The 22,638-nt window shown below is 70.0% G+C and carries 23 protein-coding genes and 4 tRNA genes; 21 read left to right on the top strand and 6 right to left on the bottom strand.

Annotated elements, in window-relative coordinates; translation table 11 throughout:
- Positions 1–27: 27 nt before the first annotated feature.
- Positions 28–1,275 carry an APC family permease gene (locus ACZ42A_RS09730; protein ID WP_468526609.1) on the bottom strand — a complete coding sequence of 416 codons (1,248 nt, stop codon included), beginning with the start codon at positions 1,273–1,275 and terminating at the stop codon, positions 28–30.
- Between the two features lie 94 nt (positions 1,276–1,369).
- A complete protein-coding gene (locus ACZ42A_RS09725) occupies positions 1,370–1,858 on the bottom strand; it encodes a YajQ family cyclic di-GMP-binding protein (protein WP_166001462.1) in 489 nt (162 codons plus the stop codon).
- Positions 1,859–2,081: 223 nt separating this feature from the next.
- Here ACZ42A_RS09725 and ACZ42A_RS09720 point away from each other — a divergent pair.
- Both ACZ42A_RS09720 and ACZ42A_RS09715 read left to right on the top strand, forming a co-directional pair.
- Positions 2,082–2,163 (top strand) — tRNA-Tyr (locus tag ACZ42A_RS09720).
- A 72-nt stretch (positions 2,164–2,235) separates the two neighbouring features.
- The gene (locus ACZ42A_RS09715) at positions 2,236–2,448 is read left to right on the top strand and encodes a hypothetical protein (protein WP_468526608.1); all 213 of its coding nucleotides are present in this window, start codon (positions 2,236–2,238) and stop codon (positions 2,446–2,448) included.
- Between the two features lie 21 nt (positions 2,449–2,469).
- On the opposite strand, the gene ACZ42A_RS09710 is transcribed toward ACZ42A_RS09715, so the two are convergent.
- Positions 2,470–3,126, bottom strand: coding sequence for an SDR family oxidoreductase (locus ACZ42A_RS09710; protein WP_468526607.1), 657 nt, complete (start codon positions 3,124–3,126; stop codon positions 2,470–2,472).
- A gap of 174 nt (positions 3,127–3,300) precedes the next feature.
- The gene (locus ACZ42A_RS09705; RefSeq protein ID WP_468526606.1) at positions 3,301–4,560 is read right to left on the bottom strand and encodes an amidohydrolase family protein; all 1,260 of its coding nucleotides are present in this window, start codon (positions 4,558–4,560) and stop codon (positions 3,301–3,303) included.
- 235 nt (positions 4,561–4,795) lie between these two features.
- On the opposite strand from ACZ42A_RS09705, the gene ACZ42A_RS09700 reads away from it, so the two are divergent.
- The 9 genes from ACZ42A_RS09700 (at position 4,796) to ACZ42A_RS09660 (ending at position 10,074) form a co-directional block, all read left to right on the top strand.
- Positions 4,796–4,868: transfer RNA gene (locus tag ACZ42A_RS09700), tRNA-Thr, on the top strand.
- 46 nt (positions 4,869–4,914) lie between these two features.
- Positions 4,915–4,987, top strand: a tRNA-Met gene (locus tag ACZ42A_RS09695).
- A 90-nt stretch (positions 4,988–5,077) separates the two neighbouring features.
- Positions 5,078–5,242 (top strand): 50S ribosomal protein L33, encoded by a 165-nt coding sequence (gene rpmG / locus ACZ42A_RS09690; protein WP_003948671.1) that lies wholly within the window; start codon positions 5,078–5,080, stop codon positions 5,240–5,242.
- A 119-nt stretch (positions 5,243–5,361) separates the two neighbouring features.
- Positions 5,362–5,814 (top strand): FAS1-like dehydratase domain-containing protein, encoded by a 453-nt coding sequence (locus ACZ42A_RS09685; RefSeq protein ID WP_468526605.1) that lies wholly within the window; start codon positions 5,362–5,364, stop codon positions 5,812–5,814.
- Between the two features lie 5 nt (positions 5,815–5,819).
- On the top strand, positions 5,820–6,248 hold the full coding sequence (locus ACZ42A_RS09680) for a MaoC family dehydratase (protein WP_468526780.1): 429 nt from the start codon (positions 5,820–5,822) through the stop codon (positions 6,246–6,248).
- Between the two features lie 142 nt (positions 6,249–6,390).
- A complete protein-coding gene (locus tag ACZ42A_RS09675; protein ID WP_468526604.1) occupies positions 6,391–6,957 on the top strand; it encodes a TetR/AcrR family transcriptional regulator in 567 nt (188 codons plus the stop codon).
- 102 nt (positions 6,958–7,059) lie between these two features.
- Positions 7,060–8,505, top strand: coding sequence for a DHA2 family efflux MFS transporter permease subunit (locus ACZ42A_RS09670; protein WP_468526603.1), 1,446 nt, complete (start codon positions 7,060–7,062; stop codon positions 8,503–8,505).
- A gap of 20 nt (positions 8,506–8,525) precedes the next feature.
- Positions 8,526–8,906 carry a DUF3291 domain-containing protein gene (locus ACZ42A_RS09665; RefSeq protein WP_468526602.1) on the top strand — a complete coding sequence of 127 codons (381 nt, stop codon included), beginning with the start codon at positions 8,526–8,528 and terminating at the stop codon, positions 8,904–8,906.
- A 112-nt stretch (positions 8,907–9,018) separates the two neighbouring features.
- The gene (locus tag ACZ42A_RS09660) at positions 9,019–10,074 is read left to right on the top strand and encodes a UDP-N-acetylmuramate dehydrogenase (RefSeq protein WP_468526601.1); all 1,056 of its coding nucleotides are present in this window, start codon (positions 9,019–9,021) and stop codon (positions 10,072–10,074) included.
- Positions 10,075–10,146: 72 nt separating this feature from the next.
- On the opposite strand, the gene ACZ42A_RS09655 is transcribed toward ACZ42A_RS09660, so the two are convergent.
- Both ACZ42A_RS09655 and ACZ42A_RS09650 read right to left on the bottom strand, forming a co-directional pair.
- A complete protein-coding gene (locus ACZ42A_RS09655) occupies positions 10,147–11,184 on the bottom strand; it encodes an adenosine deaminase (RefSeq protein WP_468526600.1) in 1,038 nt (345 codons plus the stop codon).
- Between the two features lie 122 nt (positions 11,185–11,306).
- Entirely contained in the window at positions 11,307–12,533 is a 1,227-nt protein-coding gene (locus ACZ42A_RS09650) for a pyridoxal phosphate-dependent aminotransferase (protein WP_468526599.1), read from the bottom strand.
- A gap of 304 nt (positions 12,534–12,837) precedes the next feature.
- On the opposite strand from ACZ42A_RS09650, the gene ACZ42A_RS09645 reads away from it, so the two are divergent.
- From ACZ42A_RS09645 to rpoB, 10 genes are all read left to right on the top strand, one after another.
- Positions 12,838–12,910 (top strand) — tRNA-Trp (locus ACZ42A_RS09645).
- Between the two features lie 104 nt (positions 12,911–13,014).
- A complete protein-coding gene (gene secE / locus ACZ42A_RS09640) occupies positions 13,015–13,302 on the top strand; it encodes a preprotein translocase subunit SecE (protein WP_468526598.1) in 288 nt (95 codons plus the stop codon).
- Between the two features lie 77 nt (positions 13,303–13,379).
- On the top strand, positions 13,380–14,210 hold the full coding sequence (gene nusG, locus ACZ42A_RS09635) for a transcription termination/antitermination protein NusG (RefSeq protein ID WP_468526597.1): 831 nt from the start codon (positions 13,380–13,382) through the stop codon (positions 14,208–14,210).
- A gap of 8 nt (positions 14,211–14,218) precedes the next feature.
- The gene (locus tag ACZ42A_RS09630) at positions 14,219–14,758 is read left to right on the top strand and encodes a hypothetical protein (protein WP_468526596.1); all 540 of its coding nucleotides are present in this window, start codon (positions 14,219–14,221) and stop codon (positions 14,756–14,758) included.
- A 115-nt stretch (positions 14,759–14,873) separates the two neighbouring features.
- Positions 14,874–15,308, top strand: coding sequence for a 50S ribosomal protein L11 (gene rplK, locus ACZ42A_RS09625; protein ID WP_019525223.1), 435 nt, complete (start codon positions 14,874–14,876; stop codon positions 15,306–15,308).
- An 83-nt stretch (positions 15,309–15,391) separates the two neighbouring features.
- The gene (rplA, locus tag ACZ42A_RS09620) at positions 15,392–16,117 is read left to right on the top strand and encodes a 50S ribosomal protein L1 (protein WP_468526595.1); all 726 of its coding nucleotides are present in this window, start codon (positions 15,392–15,394) and stop codon (positions 16,115–16,117) included.
- A gap of 216 nt (positions 16,118–16,333) precedes the next feature.
- Positions 16,334–17,248: an SCO4651 family lipoprotein gene (locus ACZ42A_RS09615; RefSeq protein ID WP_468526779.1), complete on the top strand. Its 915-nt coding sequence runs from the start codon at positions 16,334–16,336 to the stop codon at positions 17,246–17,248.
- A 288-nt stretch (positions 17,249–17,536) separates the two neighbouring features.
- Positions 17,537–18,067, top strand: coding sequence for a 50S ribosomal protein L10 (rplJ, locus tag ACZ42A_RS09610; protein WP_468526594.1), 531 nt, complete (start codon positions 17,537–17,539; stop codon positions 18,065–18,067).
- A 119-nt stretch (positions 18,068–18,186) separates the two neighbouring features.
- Entirely contained in the window at positions 18,187–18,576 is a 390-nt protein-coding gene (gene rplL / locus ACZ42A_RS09605; RefSeq protein WP_260826813.1) for a 50S ribosomal protein L7/L12, read from the top strand.
- 557 nt (positions 18,577–19,133) lie between these two features.
- Positions 19,134–22,619 carry a DNA-directed RNA polymerase subunit beta gene (gene rpoB / locus ACZ42A_RS09600; protein ID WP_468526593.1) on the top strand — a complete coding sequence of 1,162 codons (3,486 nt, stop codon included), beginning with the start codon at positions 19,134–19,136 and terminating at the stop codon, positions 22,617–22,619.
- The last annotated feature ends 19 nt before the right edge of the window (positions 22,620–22,638 follow it).

Here is a 22,638-nt window from a genome sequence, read left to right as displayed (position 1 = left end):
CCGCCGACCGGAGACCGCCCCGGCGCGTCACCGCGCGGAGGCCCACCGCCGCCGTACGCCGTACGCGGCCACGCCCACCGCCAGCACTCCCGCGCCCACCGCGACCGACGCACCGGGCAGGGAGAACGCCAGGACGACGCACCCGAGCAGCCCCACGGCCGGCACCAGCCGGGCCTTCGCGGCGGCGTCCAGCGTCCAGGCCGAGGCGTTGGCCACGGCGTAGTACGCCAGCACGCCGAACGACGAGAAGCCGATCGCGCCCCGGACGTCCACCGTGGCGGCCAGGACGGCGACCACCGCGCCCACGGCCAGCTCGGCCCGGTGCGGCACCTGGAAGCGCGGATGGACGGCCGCCAGGACGCCCGGCAGATGCCGGTCCCGCGCCATGGCCAGCGTGGTCCGGGAGACACCCAGGATCAGGGCGAGCAGCGAGCCCAGAGCCGCCACGGCGGCCCCGACGCGCACGACCGGCACCAGCCCCGGCATCCCGGCCGCGCGGACGGCGTCGGCCAGCGGAGCGGTCGCCGCCCCCAGCCCGCCGGACCCCAGCACGGACAGCACGGCGACCGCCACGCACGCGTACACCGCGAGAGCGATGCCGAGCGCCAGGGGGATCGCGCGGGGAATGGTGCGGGCCGGATCGCGTACCTCCTCGCCGAGGGTGGCGATCCGCGCGTAGCCCGCGAAGGCAAAGAACAGCAGGCCGGCCGCCTGAAGCACCCCGCCCGCGCCGCCGGAGACGCCGATGTCCAGCCGCCCGGCATCGGACTCGGCCGACCCCAGGCACACCACCACCACGGCGGCGAGCACGGCCAGCACCACGGCCACGATCGCCCGCGTGAGCCAGGCGGACTTCTGCACGCCGCCGTAGTTCACCGCGGTCAGCGCCACCACGGCCGCCACCGCCACCGCGTGGGCCTGCCCCGGCCAGACATACGCCCCCACGGTGAGCGCCATGGCCGCGCAGGAGGCCGTCTTGCCGACCACGAAGGCCCAGCCCGCCAGATAGCCCCAGAAGGGCCCCAGCCGCTCCCGTCCGTACACGTAGGTGCCGCCGGAGGCGGGATAGCGGGCCGCCAGCCGCGCCGACGACATGGCGTTGCAGTAGGCGACCACGGCGGCCACCGCGAGCCCGAGCAGCAGCCCCGTGCCGGCCGCGCGGGCCGCCGGCGCGAGCGCGGCGAAGATCCCGGCTCCCACCATCGAGCCGAGCCCGATGACCACGGCGTCACCGACGCCGAGCGTGCGTCGCAGTGCGGAGGCGGGCGTCGTCATGGCTGCACCCTACTGACCGGGCCGGACGCCCCCGCACACGGGAGAGGGCGGGCACCGGACGCCCGCCCTCCCGACATCTGCCGGTCTCCGCGACCTACCGGTAGTTCACGAACTGCAGTGCGAAGTCGAAGTCCTTGCCCTTCAGCAGGGCGATGACGGCCTGGAGGTCGTCGCGGCTCTTCGAGCTGACCCGCAGCTCGTCACCCTGGACCTGGGCCTTCACGCCCTTCGGGCCCTCGTCGCGGATGATCTTGGCGACCTTCTTCGCGTTCTCCTGGGAGATGCCCTCCTGGATCGACGCGAAGATCTTGTACTCCTTGCCGGAGAGCTGCGGCTCACCCGCGTCCAGCGCCTTCAGCGAGATCCCGCGCTTGATCAGCTTGGACTGGAAGACGTCGAGGACAGCCTTCACCCGGTCCTCGGAGTTCGCCTCCATGAGGATCTTGTCACCGGACCACGAGATCGAGGCGCCCACGCCCTTGAAGTCGTAGCGCTGCGAGATCTCCTTGGCGGCCTGGTTGAGGGCGTTGTCGACCTCCTGCCGCTCGACCTTCGAGACGATGTCGAAACTGGAGTCGGCCATGTCCTGTGGCTCCTTGTATCGGGTGCGAATCGGGGTGCGTAGCGGCGTACGCGGGTCGGCGGCCGGGCCCCGCGAGGTGCCGGGCCGCATCCGGACAAGCCTAGCCACCCCCCGTCCCCCAGGTGCCGATCAATCGGGTGGCGAAGCACCCCCGCTCATCGGGTATTGTTTACGTCGTTGCCAGGGAGCACCGCCGAAAAGCGGTTCGAACGGCAGCAACCCCGGCGGTGTGCCCGAGCGGCCAAAGGGAGCAGACTGTAAATCTGCCGGCTCAGCCTTCCCAGGTTCGAATCCTGGCGCCGCCACACTGGGGAAGACCCCCTTCCTCTGCGGAAACGCAGAGGAAGGGGGTCTCTTCGTTTCGGCACACTGGTGCCATGTCCTCCCGTCGCAGAACCTGCCCCGAGTGCCGCCGTGAGATCGCCGTCGTCGCCGGGCGGTTCGCCCGGCATGACCCGCCCGGCGCCCGCGAGAACGGGCGACTGGTCTCCTGCCCCGGGTCGCGCAGGCATGCGCAACTGGGGGCCGTCCAGCCGTCGTTGGACGGCTACGTCGTGCCTGAGATTCCGGGCCAGCTGCCGCTGTTCTGACCAGCCGGCCCGGCGGCACGCTCACTCCCCGGCGACCGACTTCACCGCCACCGACACCGGCGTGGACCCGCTGACCAGTTCGAGCGTCAGACCGGCCGTCGCGGAGGTCTCCAGCAACTCGGCCAGCACGGCGGCCACGTCGTCGCGCGGGATCGTGCCACGGCCCGTGTGCGCCTCCAGGCGGACGAGACCGGTGCCGGCGTCGTTCGTCAGCGAACCGGGGCGCAGGATCGTCCAGTCCAGGGCGTCCAGACCCCGGACGTACGCGTCGGCCTCGCCCTTGGCGCGCAGGTAGACGTCGAAGACCTCGTTGCCCTCGTGCCGGGGATTCGCGCCCATCGAGGACACGACCAGGAAGCGCCGTACGCGCGCGCGGACCGCGGCGTCCGCGAACAGCACCGCCGCGCCCTTGTCCACGGTTTCCTTGCGGGCCGCCCCGCTGCCGGGTCCGGCACCCGCCGCGAACACCGCCGCGTCCGCGCCCTGCAGATGCGCCGCGACCTCCTCGACCGCGGCCGACTCCAGGTCCAGCAGCACCGGTTCGGCGCCTGCCTCCCGCAGGTCGTCGCCCTGTTCCTCGCGGCGGATGATGCCCGCCGCCTCGTAGCCGCGCGCGGCGAGCAGCCGCTCCAGCCGCAGCGCGATCTGTCCATGACCACCAGCGATGACAATGCGCATGCCTTCGACCGTACGCCCGAACGGCCGCCCGCGCCGCACGACCTGGCTACGCCGGATGAGGGGGGCGTGCTGTGTGCGGTGAGCGCCGGTGCGGGCGCCGCGCGCGCCGGTGCGCGCCCCGGGGTGTAAGCCGCGCGCCGCGTCGGCTCACATCCCGACCTCGGGCCCCGCAGCTCAGGAAAGCTCCCCCCGCCCCTGCCGCGGCAGCCCCAGCTCCGCGGCCGCCGCCGAGTCGCGGTACTCCCGCACCGCGCTCGTCCGCGCCACCACGCGCCCCTGGTGCACCACGATGCGGCTGTACGCCAGCGAGAGGGCGGCGGCCAGCCGTTCGCCGCGCAGCGCCAGGAGCTCCGCCGGGAAACCGGCCTCCACGCGGACCGCGGGCAGGCCCAGCGCCGCGCGCGCGGACGCGCTGACGGCGTCGTAGGCGTCCTCGGGGGTCAGGCCGTGGCGGGAGGCCAGGAGGTAGGCCGCCTCCAGGGGGTCCCCGCGGCCGACGGGGTTGGACACGTCCCGCAGCGCGCCGCTCCCGGCGGCGACCCGTACGCCGGCGGAGCGCAGCAGCCGTACCGGCGCCGTGCCGCGCCCGTCCACGCCCCCGCAGCCGCCCTGGGGCAGGCACACGACCGTCACTCCCGCCGCGGCGAGCTGGTCCGCCGTGCGGGAGGCCAGGTGGGCGGGGAGGCGCGCGAGACCGGCGCACGGCCCGATGGTCACGCCGGGGCGCAGGCCGCCCGCCATGGCGGCCAGCCGGGCCAGGCGCGCCGGGTCCGTGGCGTCGGTGTGCAGGTCGACGGGGCAGCCGTGCTCCGAGGCGACCTCCAGGACGGCCTCCACATAGCCCGTGGGGTCGGGGTCCGCGTCGGGACAGCCGCCGACCACGGAGGCGCCCATTTTCATGGCGTCGCGCAGCATGGCGAGCCCGTCCGCCCCGGCCACCCCGGTCAGCACCCGGGGCATCGCCACTGTCGTCAGCTCGGCGAATCCCCGCAGCGCACGCCGCGCGCCCAGCACCGCACCGAGCGAGCCCAGCCCCTGGACGTCCCCCACGCGGACGTGTGCCCGCAGCGCGGTCGCCCCGTGCCCGAGTTGCAGCAGAGCGGCCTCCGTGGCCCGGCGCTGGACGTCCCGGGGGTCGTGGGAGACCGGTCCGCCGCCGTCGGCGGAGAGCGCGGTGTCCGCGTGGGCGTGCGGCTCGGCGGGGGCCGGCACCAGCAGATACCCGTCCAGGTCCACGCGGGCGCCACACACGCGCGTGCCGCCCAGGCTGCCGGCCGTGCCGACCGCCTCGATACGCCCGCCGCTCAGCCGTACGTCGACCGTGCGGCCGTCGGTCAGCCGCGCCCCGCACAGCAGCAGGGCCCCGTCGGCCGGTCCCGGGGAGTCCAGGGGGGACGACGACGAACGGGGCGGCTGCGGCTGGCTGTCGGGCATCGCGCTCCAGTGGCTCGAGGGCTGTGCCCGGGGCGGCACAAGATCACACAGAGTGAGTCGAGCGTAGGACGGCGGCCCTGCTCGGGCAGGGAGGAGCGCAATAGTCGTACCGGTGTGGTCCCTCGGACGGGAGCGCCGCGCGGGGCCTCGGGGAGGCCTGCGGCATGCCCCCGGGCGGGGGTCCGGAAACGGATTTGGGCGAACGGCGGGCAACCGTGTAATGTCTTCATCGCTCGCCCCAATAGCTCAGTCGGCAGAGCGTCTCCATGGTAAGGAGAAGGTCAACGGTTCGATTCCGTTTTGGGGCTCTGATGTGAGAGGTTCCCGCCGCAAGGCGGGGCCCGATCGCATCGCAGCGGTGTAGCTCAGTCGGTAGAGCAAGCGGCTCATAATCGCTGTGTCACCGGTTCAAGTCCGGTCACCGCTACTGACAGTAGCCGATTGCGGGGTCGGTCCTTCGATCGGCTACTCTTTCTTGCGTTGAATTAGTCCACCCGTTCGTCTTAGGAGCACTCACGTGGCTGCCACCGACGTCCGCCCGAAGATCACGCTGGCCTGCGTGGAGTGCAAGGAGCGGAACTACATCACCAAGAAGAACCGGCGTAACAACCCGGATCGTCTGGAGATGAAGAAGCACTGCCCGCGTTGCAACGCGCACACCGCGCACCGCGAGACGCGATAAAAAGGCTCGTTCACGAGGCCGCCCCCGCAGTTCCGGGGGGCGGCCTCGTGGCGTTTTCGGCCGCCCGGGCCGATCCGTTTCACCGGTCAACCACAGCAGACACCAGGAGGTGCCGAGCCATGGCGCTCGACCAGTCCTTCGTGGGGCGGACCTACCCGCCCACCGAGCCCTACGAGGTGGGCCGAGAGAAGATCCGGGAGTTCGCGGAGGCGGTGGGAGACGCCAACCCGGCCTACACGGACCAGGAGGCCGCCAAGGCGCTCGGCCACCCCGATGTGATCGCCCCGCCGACCTTTGTGTTCGCCATCACTTTCAAGGCCGCGGGACAGGTCGTCGCCGACCCCCAGCTGGGCCTGGACTACAGCCGCGTGGTGCACGGCGACCAGAAGTTCGCCTACAGCCGCCCGGTGCGCGCCGGCGACCGGCTGTCCGTCACCTCGACCATCGAGTCGATCAAGTCGATGGCGGGCAACGACATCCTGGACATCCGCGGCGAGGTCCACGACGAGGCCGGTGAGCACGTCGTGACCGCCTGGACCAAGCTCGTGGCCCGCGCGGCCGAGGAGGCGTGAGCAAGATGACCGCGACCATCGCGTACGCCGACGTCGAGGTCGGCACCGAACTGCCCGCGCGGACCTTCCCGGTGACCCGCGCCACACTCGTGCAGTACGCGGGCGCCTCCGGCGACTTCAACCCGATCCACTGGAACGAGAAGTTCGCCAAGGAGGTCGGCCTGCCGGACGTGATCGCGCACGGCATGTTCACCATGGCCGAGGCGATCCGCGTGGTCACCGACTGGGTCGGCGACCCGGGCGCGGTCGTCGAGTACGGCGTCCGCTTCACCAAGCCCGTCGTCGTCCCGAACGACGACCAGGGCGCGACCATCGAGGTCAGCGGCAAGGTCGCCGCCAAGCTCGACGACAACACGGTGCGCGTCGACCTGACCGCGACCAGCGCCGGGCAGAAGGTGCTCGGCATGTCGCGCGCGGTCGTACGGCTGGCCTGACCACCCGGGTAGGCAGGTGTGACGGTGTAAGGGGCGCTCGCCAGGACGGGCGCCCCTTACCCGTGGGGCGCCCCTCACTCGTGCGCTCCTTACCCGTGCCATCCCCTTGACGAAGTTAGTGATTGGGCACTAACTTCATTGCATGGCCAGGATGAGCGCAGAAGAGCGGCGCGAAAGCGTCATCCGCGCGGCGATCACCGAGTTCGCGCGGAGCGGCTACCACGGCACCTCCACCGAGGCGATCGCCAAGCGTGTGGGTGTCTCGCAGCCGTACCTCTTCCGGCTTTTCCCCGGCAAGAAGGCGATCTTCCTCGCGGCGGCCCAGCGCTGCCTGGAGGACATGTGCCGGCTCTTCGGGGACGCTGCGGGCGACCTGAAGGGCGAAGAGGCCCTGCACGCCATGGCCGAGGCGTACACCCGGCTGCTCGCCGAGGAGCCGGAGCGGCTGCGGATGCAGTTGCAGACCTATGTCGCGGTGGCCGCCGCCGAGGCGGCCGGGGACCACGAGTTCGGCGAGATGGTCCGCCGCGGCTGGATGGAGCTGTGGGACACCGTGCATCTGCCCCTGGGGGCGGACGTCAGCGAGACCACCACCTTCCTGGCGTACGGAATGCTCGTCAACACCCTCACGGCGATGGGCTTTCCGCCCGGACACCGGGTGTGGGAGGGGTTCTACGACTCCGCCAAGGTCAAGGAAGCGACCGACTAGGGGCGTCGCCCGTCTCTGCGGTGCCGTTTCATGCCCGCGAAAGTTAGTCAGCAATAACTAACCAATGTCACAGCACATGCTCACATCACGCTTGGGGGAGCGATGTCACAGCAGACCGCACCGCGCGGGGGAGCCCTCTGGGCCCTCCTGATCACCGGGGTCGCCGGATTCATGGCGGCTCTCGACAACCTCGTCGTCACCACCGCACTGCCCTCCATCCGCCAGGACCTCGGCGGCGCGCTGCACGATCTGGAGTGGACTGTGAGCGCCTACACGCTCACCTTCGCCGTGCTCCTGATGTCCGGTGCGGCACTCGGCGACCGCTTCGGCCGCCGCCGGCTCTTCGTCGCCGGTCTCGCCGTCTTCACCGCAGCGTCCGCCGCCGCGGCCCTGGCGCCCGGCATCGACTCCCTGATCGCCGCCCGCGCGGTGCAGGGCGTCGGAGCGGCCGTCATGATGCCGCTGACGCTGACCCTGCTGACGGCCGCCGTCCCCGCCGAGAAGCGCGGGATGGCGTACGGCATCTGGGGAGCCGTCAACGGGCTCGCGGTCGCCTCCGGACCGCTGATCGGCGGCACCCTCACCGAGCACATCTCCTGGCAGTGGATCTTCTGGCTGAACGTGCCGCTCGGCATCGCGCTGATCCCGCTGGCCCGCCTGCGCCTGTCCGAGTCGTACGGCGCCGGCACCCCGCTCGACATCCCCGGCACCCTGCTGGCCAGCGGCGGACTCTTCGGGATCGTCTACGGGCTGGTGCGCGGTCCGGTCGACGGCTGGAGCGGCGCGCCCGTCCTGGCCGCCCTGGTCGGGGGCGCCGTCCTGCTCGCCGCGTTCGTCGCGCACGGCATCCGCGCCCGCAACCCCATGCTGCCGATGCGGCTGTTCCGCTCCCGCGCCTTCGCCGGCATCAACGCGGCCGGCCTGCTGATGTTCCTGGGCATGTTCGGCTCGATCTTCCTGCTCAGCCAGTACATGCAGGGCGTGCTCGGCTACTCGCCCACCGAGGCCGGGCTGCGGATGCTGCCGTGGACCGCCATGCCGATGGTGGTCGCGCCGATCGCCGGCGTCCTCTCCGACCGGATCGGCGGCCGCCCGATCGTCGCCGTCGGACTCTTCCTCCAGGCGGCCGGCCTCGGCTACCTCGCCGCCGTGGCGACCGCCGACGCGTCCTACGCCTCCCAGCTGCCCGGACTGATCCTCGGCGGCATCGGCATGGCCCTGTACTTCGCCCCCGCCTCCGCCCTGGTCATGTCCAGCGTGGCCGTCAAGGAGCAGGGCATCGCCTCCGGCGCCAACAACGCGCTGCGCGAGGTCGGCGGGGCGCTCGGCATCGCGGTCATGTCGTCCGTCTTCACCGCCCAGGGCGGCTACGAGTCCGCGCAGGCCTTCGTCGACGGACTGCGGCCCGCGGTCGCCGTCGGCGCGGGCGCGGTGGCGCTGGCCGGTGTCGCGGCGCTGCTGGTGCCGTCCCGCCGCCGGGCCGTCCCGCAGGCGGCCGCCCCGGCCGAATCCGCCCCGGCCAAGACCCTCCAGACCGCGTCCCGCTGACCCGCCGAGAGGAGTCCGGCATGCCCACCCTTCCCTGGACCGTGGCCGGCACCGCGCCGCAGGGCGCCGAGGCCCACGTCTTCGCCTCCCGCTTCGAGACCCGCACCCTGTGGGGAGCGCTCAAGTTCCTCCTCCGTACGCCGGGAGTGTGGCGGCAGGTGAGCCGCGCGCCCGGCGCCTACGGGGCCACCCTGAAGGCCGAGCCGCTGAAGCGGACCTTCTGGACGCTCTCCGCCTGGGAGTCGCCCGCCGCCCTCAAGAACTTCGCCCGCTCCGGCACCCACGGCCCGACCTCCCGGAGCCTCGCCGCCGAGATGAAGGACGTGAAGTTCGCGACTTGGGCGGTGCCCGGTGACGAACTCCCGCTCGACTGGACCGAAGCGTCCCGTCGCCTGACCTGAGACGCACGCGCGCGTACGGCCCCGCCCATCCCGGCGGGGCCGTACGCGCGCGCGTGAGGCGGATGCCGGACACGCGCCGGGGCTGTCAGTGCCGTCTCGTAGTCTTGAGCCCGTGCTGGAACTCCACGACGCCCCCCTCGCCCCGCTGACCACCTTCCGGCTGGGCGGCCCCGCCACCCGCCTGGTCACCGCGGAGACCGACGCCGAGGTGATCGCCGCCGTCCGCGAGGCCGACGCCACCGGGACGCCCCTGCTGCTGATCGGCGGCGGCTCCAACCTGGTCATCGGCGACAAGGGCTTCGACGGCACCGCCCTGCGCATCGCCACGCGCGGCCTCACACTCGACGGCACCAGCCTGGAGCTGGCCGCGGGCGAGGTCTGGACCGACGCGGTCGCCCGCACCGTGGAGGCCGGCCTCGCGGGCATCGAATGCCTCGCCGGCATCCCCGGCTCGGCGGGCGCGACGCCGATCCAGAACGTGGGGGCGTACGGCCAGGAGGTGTCCTCGACGATCACCGAGGTGATCGCCTACGACCGGCGGAACGGCGAGACGGTGACGCTGGCGAACGAGGAGTGCGCCTTCAGCTACCGCCACAGCCGCTTCAAGTCCGACCCCGAGCGCTATGTCGTGCTGCGCGTCCGCTTCCGGCTGGAGGACGCCGACGGCCTCTCCGCGCCGATCAAGTACGCCGAGACGGCCCGCGCCCTCGGCGTCGAGCCCGGCGACCGGGTGCCGCTCGCGGACGCCCGCGAGACGGTGCTGAAGCTGCGCGCGGGCAAGGGCATGGTCCTCGACCCCGAGGACCACGACACCTGGTCCGCCGGCTCGTTCTTCACCAACCCGATCCTCACGGACGCGCAGTTCGCCGCCTTCCACGCGCGCGTGCGGGAGCGGCTGGGCGACGGCGCGGAGCCGCCCGCGTACCCGGCGGGGGAGGGGCACACCAAGACCTCCGCGGCCTGGCTGATCGACAAGGCGGGCTTCACCAAGGGCTACGGCACCGGACCGGCCCGCATCTCCACCAAGCACACCCTCGCCCTCACCAACCGCGGCGACGCGACCACGGAGGACCTGCTCGCCCTCGCCCGCGAGGTGGTCGCCGGGGTCCGCGAGGCGTTCGGGATCACGCTGGTCAACGAGCCGGTGACGGTGGGCGTCAGCCTCTGACGGCCGCCCCCACGTCAGCCTCTTACGGCTGCCCCTCGCACCGCCTCCCCGACGGCCACCCCTCGGCCGCCCTCACACCGGCGCGTTCAGCCACCGGTCCACCCCCGCCAGCAGCTCCGCCTTCACCCCCTCCGGCGCCACCGAGGCCCGGATCGACTGCCGGGCCAGCTCGGCCAGCTCCGCGTCCGTGAAGCCGTGATGCTCGCGGGCGATCTCGTACTGCGCCGCCAGGCGGGAGCCGAAGAGCAACGGGTCGTCCGCGCCCAGCGCCATCGGCACCCCCGCCTCGAACAGCGTCCGCAGCGGCACGTCCTCCGGCTTCTCGTACACGCCCAGCGCCACGTTCGACGTGGGGCACACCTCGCACGTCACCTGCCGGTCCGCCAGCCGCTTCAGCAGCCGGGCGTCCTCCGCCGCTCGCACCCCGTGCCCGATCCGGTTCGCGTGCAGGTCGTCCAGACAGTCGCGCACCGACGCCGGCCCGGTCAGCTCACCGCCGTGCGGCGCCGACAGCAGCCCCCCGTCCCGTGCGATCGCGAACGCCCGGTCGAAGTCCCGGGCCATGCCCCGCCGCTCGTCGTTCGACAGACCGAACCCGACGACGCCCCGGTCGGCGTAGCGCACCGCCAGCCGCGCCAGCGTCCGCGCGTCCAGCGGATGCTTCATCCGGTTGGCGGCGACCAGCACCCGCATTCCCAGGCCCGTCTCCCGCACGGCCGCGTCCACCGCGTCCAGGATGACCTCCAGCGCCGGGATCAGCCCGCCCAGCCGCGGGGCGTACGACGTGGGATCCACCTGGATCTCCAGCCACCCGGAGCCGTCCTTCAGGTCCTCCTCCGCCGCCTCCCGCACCAGCCGCTGGATGTCCTCCGGCGCGCGCAGACACGAGCGGGCCGCGTCGTACAGCCGCTGGAACCGGAACCAGCCCCGCTCGTCGGTCGCGCGCAGTCTCGGCGGCTCCCCGCTCACCAGCGCCTCGGTCAGCGCCTCCGGCAGTCGGACGCCGTACTTGTCGGCCAGCTCCAGCAGGGTGCCCGGCCGCATCGAGCCGGTGAAGTGCAGGTGCAGATGGGCTTTCGGCAGCTCAGAGAGATCACGTACGCGCTCCATTCCCAGATCCTGCCGTACGCCCCCGGCCCCCCGGTAGCCCGTTCCCCGATCGTGGTCTTGCTCGCACAAACGAAGGGGGGCGCCCACCGAAGCCGGTGAGCGCCCCCCACAGAAGGCGGACGTCAGTCCCGCGCCTCCGCCAGCAGCTTCTGGATCCGCGACACGCCCTCGACCAAGTCCTCGTCGCCCAGCGCGTACGAAAGCCGCAGATAGCCCGGCGTACCGAACGCCTCGCCCGGCACCACGGCGACCTCGGCCTCGTCCAGGATCAGCGCGGCCAGCTCGACCGAGCTCTGCGGGCGCTTGCCGCGGATCTCCTTGCCGAGCAGGCCCTTCACCGACGGGTAGGCGTAGAAGGCGCCCTCCGGCTCCGGGCAGACCACGCCGTCGATCTCGTTCAGCATCCGCACGATGGTCTTGCGGCGGCGGTCGAAGGCCTCGCGCATCTTGGCGACCGCGTCGAGGTCACCGGAGACCGCGGCGAGGGCGGCGACCTGCGCCACGTTGGACACGTTCGACGTGGCGTGCGACTGGAGGTTCGTCGCGGCCTTGACGACGTCCTTCGGGCCGATGATCCACCCGACCCGCCAGCCGGTCATGGCGTACGTCTTGGCGACACCGTTGACGACGATGCACTTGTCGCGCAGCTCGGGCAGGAGCGCGGGCAGCGAGGTGAACGTCGCGTCGCCGTAGACCAGGTGCTCGTAGATCTCGTCGGTGAGCACCCACAGGCCGTGCTCGACGGCCCAGCGGCCGATCGCCTCGGCCTCGGCCTGGCTGTAGACCGCGCCGGTCGGGTTCGACGGGGAGACGAAGAGCACGACCTTCGTCTTCTCCGTGCGGGCCGCCTCCAGCTGCTCCACGCTCACCCGGTAGCCGGTGGTCTCGTCGGCGACGACCTCCACCGGGACACCGCCGGCCAGCCGGATCGACTCCGGGTACGTGGTCCAGTACGGGGCCGGGACGATGACCTCGTCGCCCGGGTCGAGGATCGCGGCGAACGCCTCGTAGATCGCCTGCTTGCCGCCGTTGGTGACCAGCACCTGCGACGGGTCGACCTCGTAGCCGGAGTCGCGCAGCGTCTTCTCGGCGATCGCGGCCTTCAGCTCGGGCAGGCCGCCGGCCGGGGTGTAGCGGTGGTACTTCGGGTTCTTGCAGGCCTCGATCGCGGCCTCGACGATGTAGTCCGGCGTCGGGAAGTCGGGCTCACCGGCGCCGAAGCCGATCACCGGACGCCCGGCGGCCTTGAGGGCCTTGGCCTTGGCGTCCACGGCGAGGGTGGCGGACTCGGAGATCGCGCCGACTCGGGCGGAGACCCGGCGCTCGGTGGGAGGGGTTGCAGCGCTCATGGGGCCATCGTTTCAGACCGGAAACCTGCCCGGCACACGGGTTTCACGGACTGAACATGACCGGGCAAACCTCTGAACACCCGTACGGATCCACCCGGTGGCCTGGTGATCTTCCGGCGTTTTCCCGCCGACTTCTCGGAGTTTTCCCGGCGATCTTGCGTCGCCGGCGCCCTCCACGGGCGCTTTCTGTTCGACGCCCGGCCCCGGACCACGTACACTCTCACCTCGTTGGCCCTCGCAAGCCGCCACTCGTCCGGTGCACACCGAGCACCCGGTCGGATGCGGTACGTTGGGGGACAGACAAAGGGTCGTAGCTCAATTGGTAGAGCACCGGTCTCCAAAACCGGCGGTTGGGGGTTCAAGTCCCTCCGGCCCTGCTACACACACCGCCAGGATGTGTGCGCAGGTACGTACAGCAATGCACCGCCGTGCGGCTCAGACCGGGCGCGGCACGGCCACGACCCGGGATCAGGTGAGGACTATGACGGACGCCGTGGGCTCCATCGACACGCCTGATGCCCAGGACGAGGCGCCCGAGTCGAAGAAGAAGACCCGCAAGGGCGGCAAACGCGCGAAGAAGGGCCCGCTGAAGCGGCTCGCACTCTTCTATCGCCAGATCGTCGCGGAACTCCGCAAGGTCGTCTGGCCGACGCGCGGCCAGCTGACGACGTACACGACCGTCGTGATCGTCTTCGTCGTCATCATGATCGGCCTGGTCACCGTGATTGACTATGGGCTCGACCACGCAGCCAAGTACGTCTTCGGCTGAGCCAAGAGCGAAGGGCGCCGTCACTGGCGCCCCTTTCGCGTGTTCCACCCGTATGTATCCAGGAAGAAGCAGCCACCGTGTCTGACCCGAACGTGAACGACGCCATCGAGCCGGATGCGTCCGTGGATGACGAGCTCGACATCGTCGAGGGCGCGGACGAGGACCTGGACGAGGTCGAGGCTGCCGACGCCGAGGCGGAGGAGCCGGCCGAGGAGGCCGCCCTCGAGGTGACCGACGAGGACGAGACCGCGGACGCCGGCGAGGCCGAGGAGGCCGAGGAGGAGCCCGAGCTCGACCCGGTCGAGAAGCTCCGTCAGGAGCTGCGCACCCTGCCCGGCGAGTGGTACGTGATCCACACCTACGCCGGTTACGAGAACCGCGTGAAGACCAACCTGGAGCAGCGCGCCGTCTCGCTGAACGTCGAGGACTACATCTTCCAGGCCGAGGTGCCGCAGGAAGAGGTCGTCCAGATCAAGAACGGCGACCGCAAGACCATCCGCCAGAACAAGCTCCCCGGCTACGTCCTGGTGCGCATGGACCTGACGAACGAGTCCTGGGGCGTCGTCCGCAACACCCCCGGCGTCACCGGCTTCGTGGGCAACGCCTACGACCCGTACCCGCTGACCCTGGACGAGATCGTCAAGATGCTCGCCCCGGAGGCCGAGGAGAAGGCCGCCCGCGAGGCCGCCGAGGCCGAGGGCAAGCCGGCGCCGCAGCGCAAGGTCGAGGTCCAGGTGCTGGACTTCGAGGTCGGCGACTCGGTCACCGTCACCGACGGCCCGTTCGCCACGCTCCAGGCCACCATCAACGAGATCAACCCCGACTCCAAGAAGGTCAAGGGCCTGGTCGAGATCTTCGGCCGCGAGACGCCGGTCGAGCTCTCCTTCGACCAGATCCAGAAGAACTGAGTCCTCCCGTGGCCCGGGACACCGGTGCCGCGGAGTACTGGGCGACGCCCGCGGTGTCGCCGGAGCGCGCGAGCCGTCTCGAGCCCGTCGTGTTCCGGTGGATCTGCGCGGGCGTCGCGCTGTTCTTCACGGCCCTGACGGTCTTCGTGACGCTGCCCGCCGCCCTGCACTTCCAGGACCTGGAGAAGGACGGCAGACGCGCGGTCGCGACCTACCGCGGGGGCTCACCCTGCATGCTGGGCGGCTGCCGGGTGGAGTTCACGGCCGGCGGGACGACGGTGCGGACCGAGCTGCCGGTGGGCACGAAGACCAAGAAGTACGACGACGGCGACCGGCTGGAGATCGTCTACCGGCCCGGTGATCCCCGGCAGGTCGCCCGGGCGGGCGACGTGTCCGGCGGCCAGGGGACCTTCCTGGTCGTCACCACCGCCGTACCGGCCCTGGCCGGGCTGGTCGGAGTGGTCGCCTGGACGGTGAAGCTGCGCCGGAGGAGAGCCGCCGAGCAGGCCGCGGACGGAGCCGCCGACGGAGCCGCTGACCAGGGTTGACCTGATCGATTTCAGGACTCGCACACCGAGCCGTTATCGTTGTGCGGTATGCCTCCATCCGGATGATCCGGACCGGACGGCGAAAAAAACTCTCACTAGGACCCGGAGAGAGCACATGCCTCCCAAGAAGAAGAAGGTCACGGGGCTCATCAAGCTCCAGATCCAGGCCGGTGCCGCCAACCCGGCCCCGCCGGTCGGCCCCGCGCTGGGTCAGCACGGCGTCAACATCATGGAGTTCTGCAAGGCCTACAACGCCGCGACCGAGTCGCAGCGCGGTTGGGTCATCCCGGTGGAGATCACGGTCTACGAGGACCGTTCCTTCACCTTCATCACCAAGACCCCGCCGGCCGCGAAGATGATCCTCAAGGCCGCGGGCGTGGAGAAGGGCTCCGGCGAGCCGCACAAGACCAAGGTCGCGAAGATCACCCGCGAGCAGGTCCGCGAGATCGCCACCACCAAGATGCCCGACCTCAACGCCAACGACCTGGACGCCGCCGAGAAGATCATCGCCGGCACCGCCCGTTCCATGGGCGTCACGGTCGAGGGCTGACCCTCACCTTCGTAGACCAGCAGAAGTGTGGAAGGGCCTGCTCGGCCCGGACCACGACTCCTAAGACTCAACAGGAGCTTTAAGTGAGCAAGCGCAGCAAGTCTCTCCGCGCTGCGGACGCCAAGGTCGACCGGGAGAAGCTCTACGCTCCCCTCGAGGCCGTCCGTCTCGCCAAGGAGACCTCCACGACCAAGTTCGACGGCACCGTCGAGGTCGCCTTCCGTCTGGGTGTCGACCCGCGCAAGGCCGACCAGATGGTCCGTGGCACCGTGAACCTCCCGCACGGCACCGGTAAGACCGCCCGGGTCCTGGTCTTCGCGACCGGTGACCGTGCCGAGGCCGCGCGTGCCGCGGGCGCCGACATCGTCGGCGCCGACGAGCTGATCGACGAGGTGGCGAAGGGCCGTCTGGACTTCGACGCCGTCGTCGCCACCCCGGACCTCATGGGCAAGGTCGGCCGCCTCGGCCGCGTGCTCGGTCCCCGTGGTCTGATGCCGAACCCGAAGACCGGCACCGTGACCCCGGACGTCGCCAAGGCTGTCACCGACATCAAGGGCGGCAAGATCGAGTTCCGTGTCGACAAGCACGCGAACCTGCACTTCATCATCGGCAAGACGTCGTTCGACGACGCCAAGCTGGTGGAGAACTACGGCGCGGCCCTGGAGGAGATCCTCCGTCTGAAGCCGTCCGCCGCCAAGGGTCGCTACATCAAGAAGGCCGCCATCACCACCACGATGGGCCCCGGCATCCCGGTCGACCCGAACCGCACCCGCAACCTCCTCGTCGAGGAGGACCCGGCCGCGGTCTGAGCCTGAGGCTCACCCAACCGGTTCACGGGCCCCGCACCCTCCCTGGGTGCGGGGCCCGTCCCTGTTTCGCCCGCAGCGGCTTCCGCAGGGAACCCCGCAGCGGCTTCCGGCCGGGAATTCGGGGGAGGCCCGGGAAGCCCCTGGGTTAAGCTCACAGCGCTTGTTTCGTATTCGACAATCTGTTCAATCTGATCCTTGTGTTCCTTGGGGGGAATGATGGGGCTTTCCGTACGCACGCGGGGCGGGGCGACGCTCGCCGGGATATCGGCGCTGGTGCTGGCCGGCGGTGCCGTCGGCTGCGGTGCCGAGAAGAAGGACGGCGCGGCGCCCGAGCGGACCGTCCAGCAGGTGCTGACCGCGGCGTACGAGAAGACCGCCGAGGCCAAGTCCGCGAAGGTCGAGATGACCATGTCGATGCCGGCCGTCATGGGCGGCGGCGGCGACGCGACCATGACCGGTGTGATGGGCTGGGACCCGACCGTCATGGACCTGACGGTGACGGGCTCCATGATGGCGAGCGACCCGGACGCCCCGGAGCAGGTCCGCATGATCTGGCGCGACGACGTCATGTACATGGACATGGGGGCGGAGGCCGCCAAGGACATGGACGGCAAGCGCTGGATGAAGCTCGACCTGGGGGCCGCCGCGAAGGCCTCGGGTGACGAGGAGCTGGCCAAGCAGATGACCGCCGGGCTGGCGGACATGAACCAGAACCCCGCCGAGCAGCTCGCCATGCTCCTGGAGTCGCCCAACCTCAAGCACGTCGGCAGCGAGAAGGTCGACGGCGTCGAGACCGAGCGCTACAAGGGCACGCTCACCGTCAAGGAGATGATGGCGGACAACAAGAGCCTGGAACTCCTCAAGCCGGAGGAGCGCGAGCAGGCCTTCGAGAACATGGAGAAGGCCGGCATCAAGGGCTACGACACCGAGGTGTGGGTCAACGAGGACGACCTGCCGGTCCGTATGGACATCACCGTCGAGACGCCCCAGGGCGCCATCGACATGGGGATGAAGTTCTCCGACTACGGCGCCAAGGCCGAGGTCCAGGTGCCGCCGGCCGGTGAGACCTTCGACCTGCTCGAGATGCTCAAGGAGCTCGGCGAGTTGGGTGAGTCCGGCTCCGGCGTCTGAGCGTTTGCCCGGATTTGCTTCACGGCGACCCGGTCCCGTACTCTCCTACAGAAGCCAAAGACCGCTGGTCGTTGCCGTGCGCTCGCAAGAGGGCTCGGTGGCCGAAGGATCCGCTGAACTGCGGACGACCCGCGCAGGTGACAGTGGAAGTGCTCCCGGACCGGTTCCGCCCGTACGGAATCCGTCTGGTCGAGCTACGCCCCGTGCGCCTGCGCCGGGGCGTTTCGTTTTCCCCAGTCCTCCTTCGGGTCCGCGCGGTCCGAATCACCCGGAAGGAGGCCGAGGCTCATGGCGAGGCCCGACAAGGCTGCCGCGGTTGCCGAGTTGACGGAGCAGTTCCGCAACTCCAACGCCGCTGTGCTGACCGAGTACCGCGGTCTCACCGTGGCGCAGCTCAAGACGCTGCGTCGTTCGCTCGGTGAGAACGCCCAGTACGCCGTGGTGAAGAACACGCTGACCAAGATTGCGGCCAACGAGGCCGGGATCACGACGCTGGACGACCTGTTCAACGGTCCGACGGCGGTCGCCTTCGTCACCGGTGACCCGGTGGAGTCGGCGAAGGGTCTCCGTGACTTCGCCAAGGAGAACCCGAATCTCGTCATCAAGGGCGGTGTCCTTGAAGGCAAGGCGCTGTCCGCCGACGAGATCAAGAAGCTTGCGGACCTCGAGTCCCGCGAGGTTCTGCTGTCCAAGCTGGCCGGTGCCTTCAAGGGGAAGCAGTCCCAGGCTGCCTCCGTCTTCCAGGCCCTGCCCTCGAAGCTCGTCCGCACCGTGGACGCGCTCCGTGCCAAGCAGGACGAGCAGGGCGGTGCCGAGTAATTCGGCTCGCTTTCTGATCCTCGCCGCCTGAGCGCGGCAAGGGTCGCAGCGGGCCCGAACGTACGCCCGCCTCACCCAGTACATCCGGCACCTGCCGATTGAGTGGAAGGACCGCCATCATGGCGAAGCTCACCCAGGACGAGCTGCTTGCCCAGTTCGAGGAGATGACCCTCATCGAGCTCTCCGAGTTCGTGAAGGCCTTCGAGGAGAAGTTCGACGTCACCGCCGCCGCTGCCGCGCCGGTCGTCATGGCCGGCGGTGCCGCCGGTGGCGCTGCCGCCGAGGCCGTCGAGGAGAAGGACGAGTTCGACGTCATCCTCACCGGCGCCGGCGACAAGAAGATCCAGGTCATCAAGGTCGTGCGCGAGCTGACCTCCCTCGGCCTGAAGGAGGCCAAGGACCTGGTCGACGGCACCCCGAAGCCGGTTCTCGAGAAGGTCAACAAGGAGGCCGCGGACAAGGCCAAGGAGGCCCTCGAGGGCGCCGGCGCCTCCGTCGAGGTCAAGTAAGACCTCTGCGGGCCGCACCGCACTCCTGCGCGCTGAGCACAGCCTCCTAGGGCTGTAACGCGAACGCACCGAAGAGCGATCATCCATCCGGGTGGTCGCTCTTCGGCGTTCTCAGGGGGGAGGCCGCGGTTGCCTTGCGCCGCTCGTGGCGGGGGGTAAGGTGATCTTCGTCGTGTCTCCGGAGCACCTGGTTCCGGCCAGGGGGGCCTTGACGAACCGCACGCAGCGCGCAATTCTCAGGACGCGTCGTCACAACGGTCCGAATCCGAGGCATGGATCGACGACGAAGAGGGCAGTATCAACGTGCGTTGAGGGCAGGCATGGCGCAGGCGTTGAGAACACAAGGGTCTCCGAAAAGTGGGACTGGACATCAGTGTGCCGTGTGGCTACACTGACCCTTTGCGCTGCCTGTTAGCTGTCCCCTGCCCGTCACCAGGGGTCTGCCCTCACCCGAGCACCGGCGACCACATCTCCTCTGACCTGGGGATTGAAGTCTCGCGCCTGGGAGAGGGGCCGGTACGCGCGTAGTGAGTCCGAGCCCTCGGAAGGACCCCCTCTTGGCCGCCTCGCGCACTGCCTCGACCGCGAATACGAACAACGGCGCCAGCACCGCCCCGCTGCGCATCTCCTTTGCAAAGATCAAGGAGCCCCTCGAGGTTCCGAACCTTCTCGCGCTCCAGACCGAGAGCTTCGACTGGCTGCTCGGCAACGACGCGTGGAAGGCTCGCGTCGAGGAGGCTCTCGAGAACGGTCAGGACGTCCCCACCAAGTCCGGTCTGGAGGAGATCTTCGAGGAGATCTCCCCGATCGAGGACTTCAGCGGGTCGATGTCGCTGACCTTCCGCGACCACCGCTTCGAGCCGCCGAAGAACTCGATCGACGAGTGCAAGGAGCGCGACTTCACGTACGCCGCGCCGCTCTTCGTCACGGCCGAGTTCACCAACAACGAGACCGGCGAGATCAAGTCCCAGACGGTCTTCATGGGCGACTTCCCGCTCATGACCAACAAGGGCACCTTCGTCATCAACGGCACCGAGCGTGTCGTGGTGTCGCAGCTGGTCCGTTCGCCGGGTGTCTACTTCGACTCCACCATCGACAAGACGTCCGACAAGGACATCTTCTCCGCCAAGATCATCCCGTCCCGGGGTGCCTGGCTGGAGATGGAGATCGACAAGCGCGACATGGTCGGTGTCCGTATCGACCGCAAGCGCAAGCAGTCCGTGACCGTCCTCCTGAAGGCGCTCGGCTGGACGACCGAGCAGATCCTCGAGGAGTTCGGCGAGTACGAGTCCATGCGCGCCACCCTGGAGAAGGACCACACCCAGGGCCAGGACGACGCGCTGCTCGACATCTACCGCAAGCTGCGTCCGGGCGAGCCCCCCACCCGTGAGGCCGCGCAGACGCTGCTCGAGAACCTCTACTTCAACCCGAAGCGCTACGACCTCGCCAAGGTCGGCCGCTACAAGGTCAACAAGAAGCTGGGTGCGGACGCTCCGCTCGACGCGGGCATCCTGACCGTCGAGGACGTCATCGCGACGATCAAGTACCTGGTGAAGCTGCACGCCGGCGAGACCGAGACGGTCGGCGACAGCGGCGAGACGGTCGTCGTCGAGACCGACGACATCGACCACTTCGGCAACCGTCGTCTGCGCAGCGTCGGCGAGCTCATCCAGAACCAGGTCCGTACGGGTCTGGCGCGTATGGAGCGCGTCGTCCGCGAGCGTATGACGACCCAGGACGTCGAGGCGATCACGCCGCAGACCCTGATCAACATCCGGCCGGTCGTCGCCTCCATCAAGGAGTTCTTCGGCACCAGCCAGCTGTCCCAGTTCATGGACCAGAACAACCCGCTGTCCGGGCTGACGCACAAGCGTCGTCTGTCCGCGCTCGGCCCGGGTGGTCTGTCCCGTGAGCGGGCCGGCTTCGAGGTCCGTGACGTGCACCCGTCGCACTACGGCCGTATGTGCCCGATCGAGACCCCTGAAGGCCCGAACATCGGTCTGATCGGCTCGCTCGCCACCTACGGGCGCGTCAACGCGTTCGGTTTCGTCGAGACGCCGTACCGCAAGGTGATCGACGGCCAGGTCACGGACGAGGTCAACTACCTCACCGCCGACGAGGAAGACCGCTTCGTCATCGCGCAGGCCAACGCGCCGCTGACCGACGAGCTCCGGTTCGCCGAGGCCCGCGTGCTGGTCCGCCGTCGTGGCGGCGAGGTCGACTACGTCGCCCCCGAGGACGTGGACTACATGGACGTCTCGCCGCGCCAGATGGTGTCGGTCGCGACCGCCATGATCCCCTTCCTCGAGCACGACGACGCCAACCGTGCCCTCATGGGCGCGAACATGATGCGCCAGGCCGTTCCGCTGATCCAGGCGGAGTCCCCGCTCGTCGGCACCGGCATGGAGTACCGCTCCGCCGTCGACGCCGGCGACGTGGTCAAGGCCGAGAAGGCCGGTGTGGTCCAGGAGGTCTCCGCGGACTACATCACCACCGCCAACGACGACGGCACGTACATCACGTACCGCCTGGCCAAGTTCGCCCGCTCCAACCAGGGCACCTCGGTCAACCAGAAGGTCATCGTCAACGAGGGCGACCGGGTCGTCGAGGGCCAGGTCCTCGCCGACGGTCCGGCCACCCAGAACGGCGAGATGGCGCTGGGCAAGAACCTGCTCGTGGCGTTCATGCCGTGGGAGGGTCACAACTACGAGGACGCGATCATCCTGTCGCAGCGCCTCGTGCAGGACGACGTCCTCTCCTCGATCCACATCGAGGAGCACGAGGTCGACGCCCGTGACACCAAGCTCGGCCCCGAGGAGATCACCCGGGACATCCCGAACGTCTCCGAGGAGGTCCTCGCCGACCTCGACGAGCGCGGCATCATCCGCATCGGTGCCGAGGTCATCGCCGGTGACATCCTCGTCGGCAAGGTCACGCCCAAGGGTGAGACGGAGCTGACGCCGGAGGAGCGCCTGCTGCGCGCGATCTTCGGTGAGAAGGCCCGTGAGGTCCGTGACACCTCGCTGAAGGTGCCGCACGGCGAGACCGGCAAGGTCATCGGCGTCCGCGTCTTCGACCGCGAGGAGGGCGACGAGCTTCCGCCGGGCGTGAACCAGCTGGTCCGCGTCTACGTCGCACAGAAGCGCAAGATCACCGATGGTGACAAGCTCGCCGGCCGCCACGGCAACAAGGGCGTCATCTCGAAGATCCTGCCGATCGAGGACATGCCGTTCCTGGAGGACGGCACCCCGGTCGACATCATCCTCAACCCGCTGGGTGTGCCGTCCCGAATGAACCCGGGACAGGTTCTGGAGATCCACCTCGGCTGGCTCGCCAGCCGCGGCTGGGACGTCTCCGGTCTCGCCGACGAGTGGGCCCAGCGCCTGCAGGCCATCGGTGCCGACCAGGTCGCCCCCGGCACCAACGTCGCCACCCCGGTCTTCGACGGTGCGCGTGAGGACGAGCTGGCGGGTCTGCTGCAGCACACCATCCCGAACCGCGACGGCGAGCGCATGGTGCTCCCGTCCGGCAAGGCGCGGCTGTTCGACGGCCGTAGCGGTGAGCCGTTCCCGGACCCGATCTCGGTCGGCTACATGTACATCCTGAAGCTGCACCACCTGGTCGACGACAAGCTGCACGCCCGCTCGACCGGTCCGTACTCGATGATCACCCAGCAGCCGCTGGGTGGTAAGGCCCAGTTCGGTGGCCAGCGGTTCGGCGAGATGGAGGTGTGGGCACTCGAGGCGTACGGCGCCGCCTACGCCCTCCAGGAGCTGCTGACCATCAAGTCCGACGACGTCACCGGCCGCGTGAAGGTCTACGAGGCCATCGTCAAGGGCGAGAACATCCCCGAGCCCGGCATCCCCGAGTCCTTCAAGGTGCTCATCAAGGAGATGCAGTCGCTCTGCCTGAACGTGGAGGTGCTGTCCAGCGACGGTATGTCCATCGAGATGCGCGACACCGACGAGGACGTCTTCCGCGCTGCGGAGGAGCTCGGCATCGACCTGTCCCGGCGCGAGCCGAGCAGCGTCGAAGAGGTCTGACGGGAGTCCGGTGGGGGGA

This window comes from Streptomyces sp. NPDC030838, assembly GCF_055572035.1.
This window is presented reverse-complemented; position numbering and strand designations above follow the sequence as displayed.

Excerpts from the sequence above, each read along its gene's own strand:
- ACZ42A_RS09670 (WP_468526603.1), top strand. The coding sequence starts at position 7,060 with ATGTCACAGCAGACCGCACCGCGCGGGGGAGCCCTCTGGGCCCTCCTG.
- ACZ42A_RS09655 (WP_468526600.1), bottom strand. The coding sequence starts at position 11,184 with ATGGAGCGCGTACGTGATCTCTCTGAGCTGCCGAAAGCCCATCTGCAC.
- ACZ42A_RS09685 (WP_468526605.1), top strand. The coding sequence starts at position 5,362 with ATGGCGCTCGACCAGTCCTTCGTGGGGCGGACCTACCCGCCCACCGAG.
- ACZ42A_RS09705 (WP_468526606.1), bottom strand. The coding sequence starts at position 4,560 with ATGCCCGACAGCCAGCCGCAGCCGCCCCGTTCGTCGTCGTCCCCCCTG.
- ACZ42A_RS09730 (WP_468526609.1), bottom strand. The coding sequence starts at position 1,275 with ATGACGACGCCCGCCTCCGCACTGCGACGCACGCTCGGCGTCGGTGAC.
- rplK (WP_019525223.1), top strand. The coding sequence starts at position 14,874 with ATGCCTCCCAAGAAGAAGAAGGTCACGGGGCTCATCAAGCTCCAGATC.
- ACZ42A_RS09665 (WP_468526602.1), top strand. The coding sequence starts at position 8,526 with ATGCCCACCCTTCCCTGGACCGTGGCCGGCACCGCGCCGCAGGGCGCC.
- ACZ42A_RS09680 (WP_468526780.1), top strand. The coding sequence starts at position 5,820 with ATGACCGCGACCATCGCGTACGCCGACGTCGAGGTCGGCACCGAACTG.
- ACZ42A_RS09650 (WP_468526599.1), bottom strand. The coding sequence starts at position 12,533 with ATGAGCGCTGCAACCCCTCCCACCGAGCGCCGGGTCTCCGCCCGAGTC.
- ACZ42A_RS09725 (WP_166001462.1), bottom strand. The coding sequence starts at position 1,858 with ATGGCCGACTCCAGTTTCGACATCGTCTCGAAGGTCGAGCGGCAGGAG.
- rplL (WP_260826813.1), top strand. The coding sequence starts at position 18,187 with ATGGCGAAGCTCACCCAGGACGAGCTGCTTGCCCAGTTCGAGGAGATG.
- ACZ42A_RS09710 (WP_468526607.1), bottom strand. The coding sequence starts at position 3,126 with ATGCGCATTGTCATCGCTGGTGGTCATGGACAGATCGCGCTGCGGCTG.
- ACZ42A_RS09615 (WP_468526779.1), top strand. The coding sequence starts at position 16,334 with ATGGGGCTTTCCGTACGCACGCGGGGCGGGGCGACGCTCGCCGGGATA.
- rplJ (WP_468526594.1), top strand. The coding sequence starts at position 17,537 with ATGGCGAGGCCCGACAAGGCTGCCGCGGTTGCCGAGTTGACGGAGCAG.
- ACZ42A_RS09715 (WP_468526608.1), top strand. The coding sequence starts at position 2,236 with ATGTCCTCCCGTCGCAGAACCTGCCCCGAGTGCCGCCGTGAGATCGCC.
- secE (WP_468526598.1), top strand. The coding sequence starts at position 13,015 with ATGACGGACGCCGTGGGCTCCATCGACACGCCTGATGCCCAGGACGAG.
- ACZ42A_RS09675 (WP_468526604.1), top strand. The coding sequence starts at position 6,391 with ATGGCCAGGATGAGCGCAGAAGAGCGGCGCGAAAGCGTCATCCGCGCG.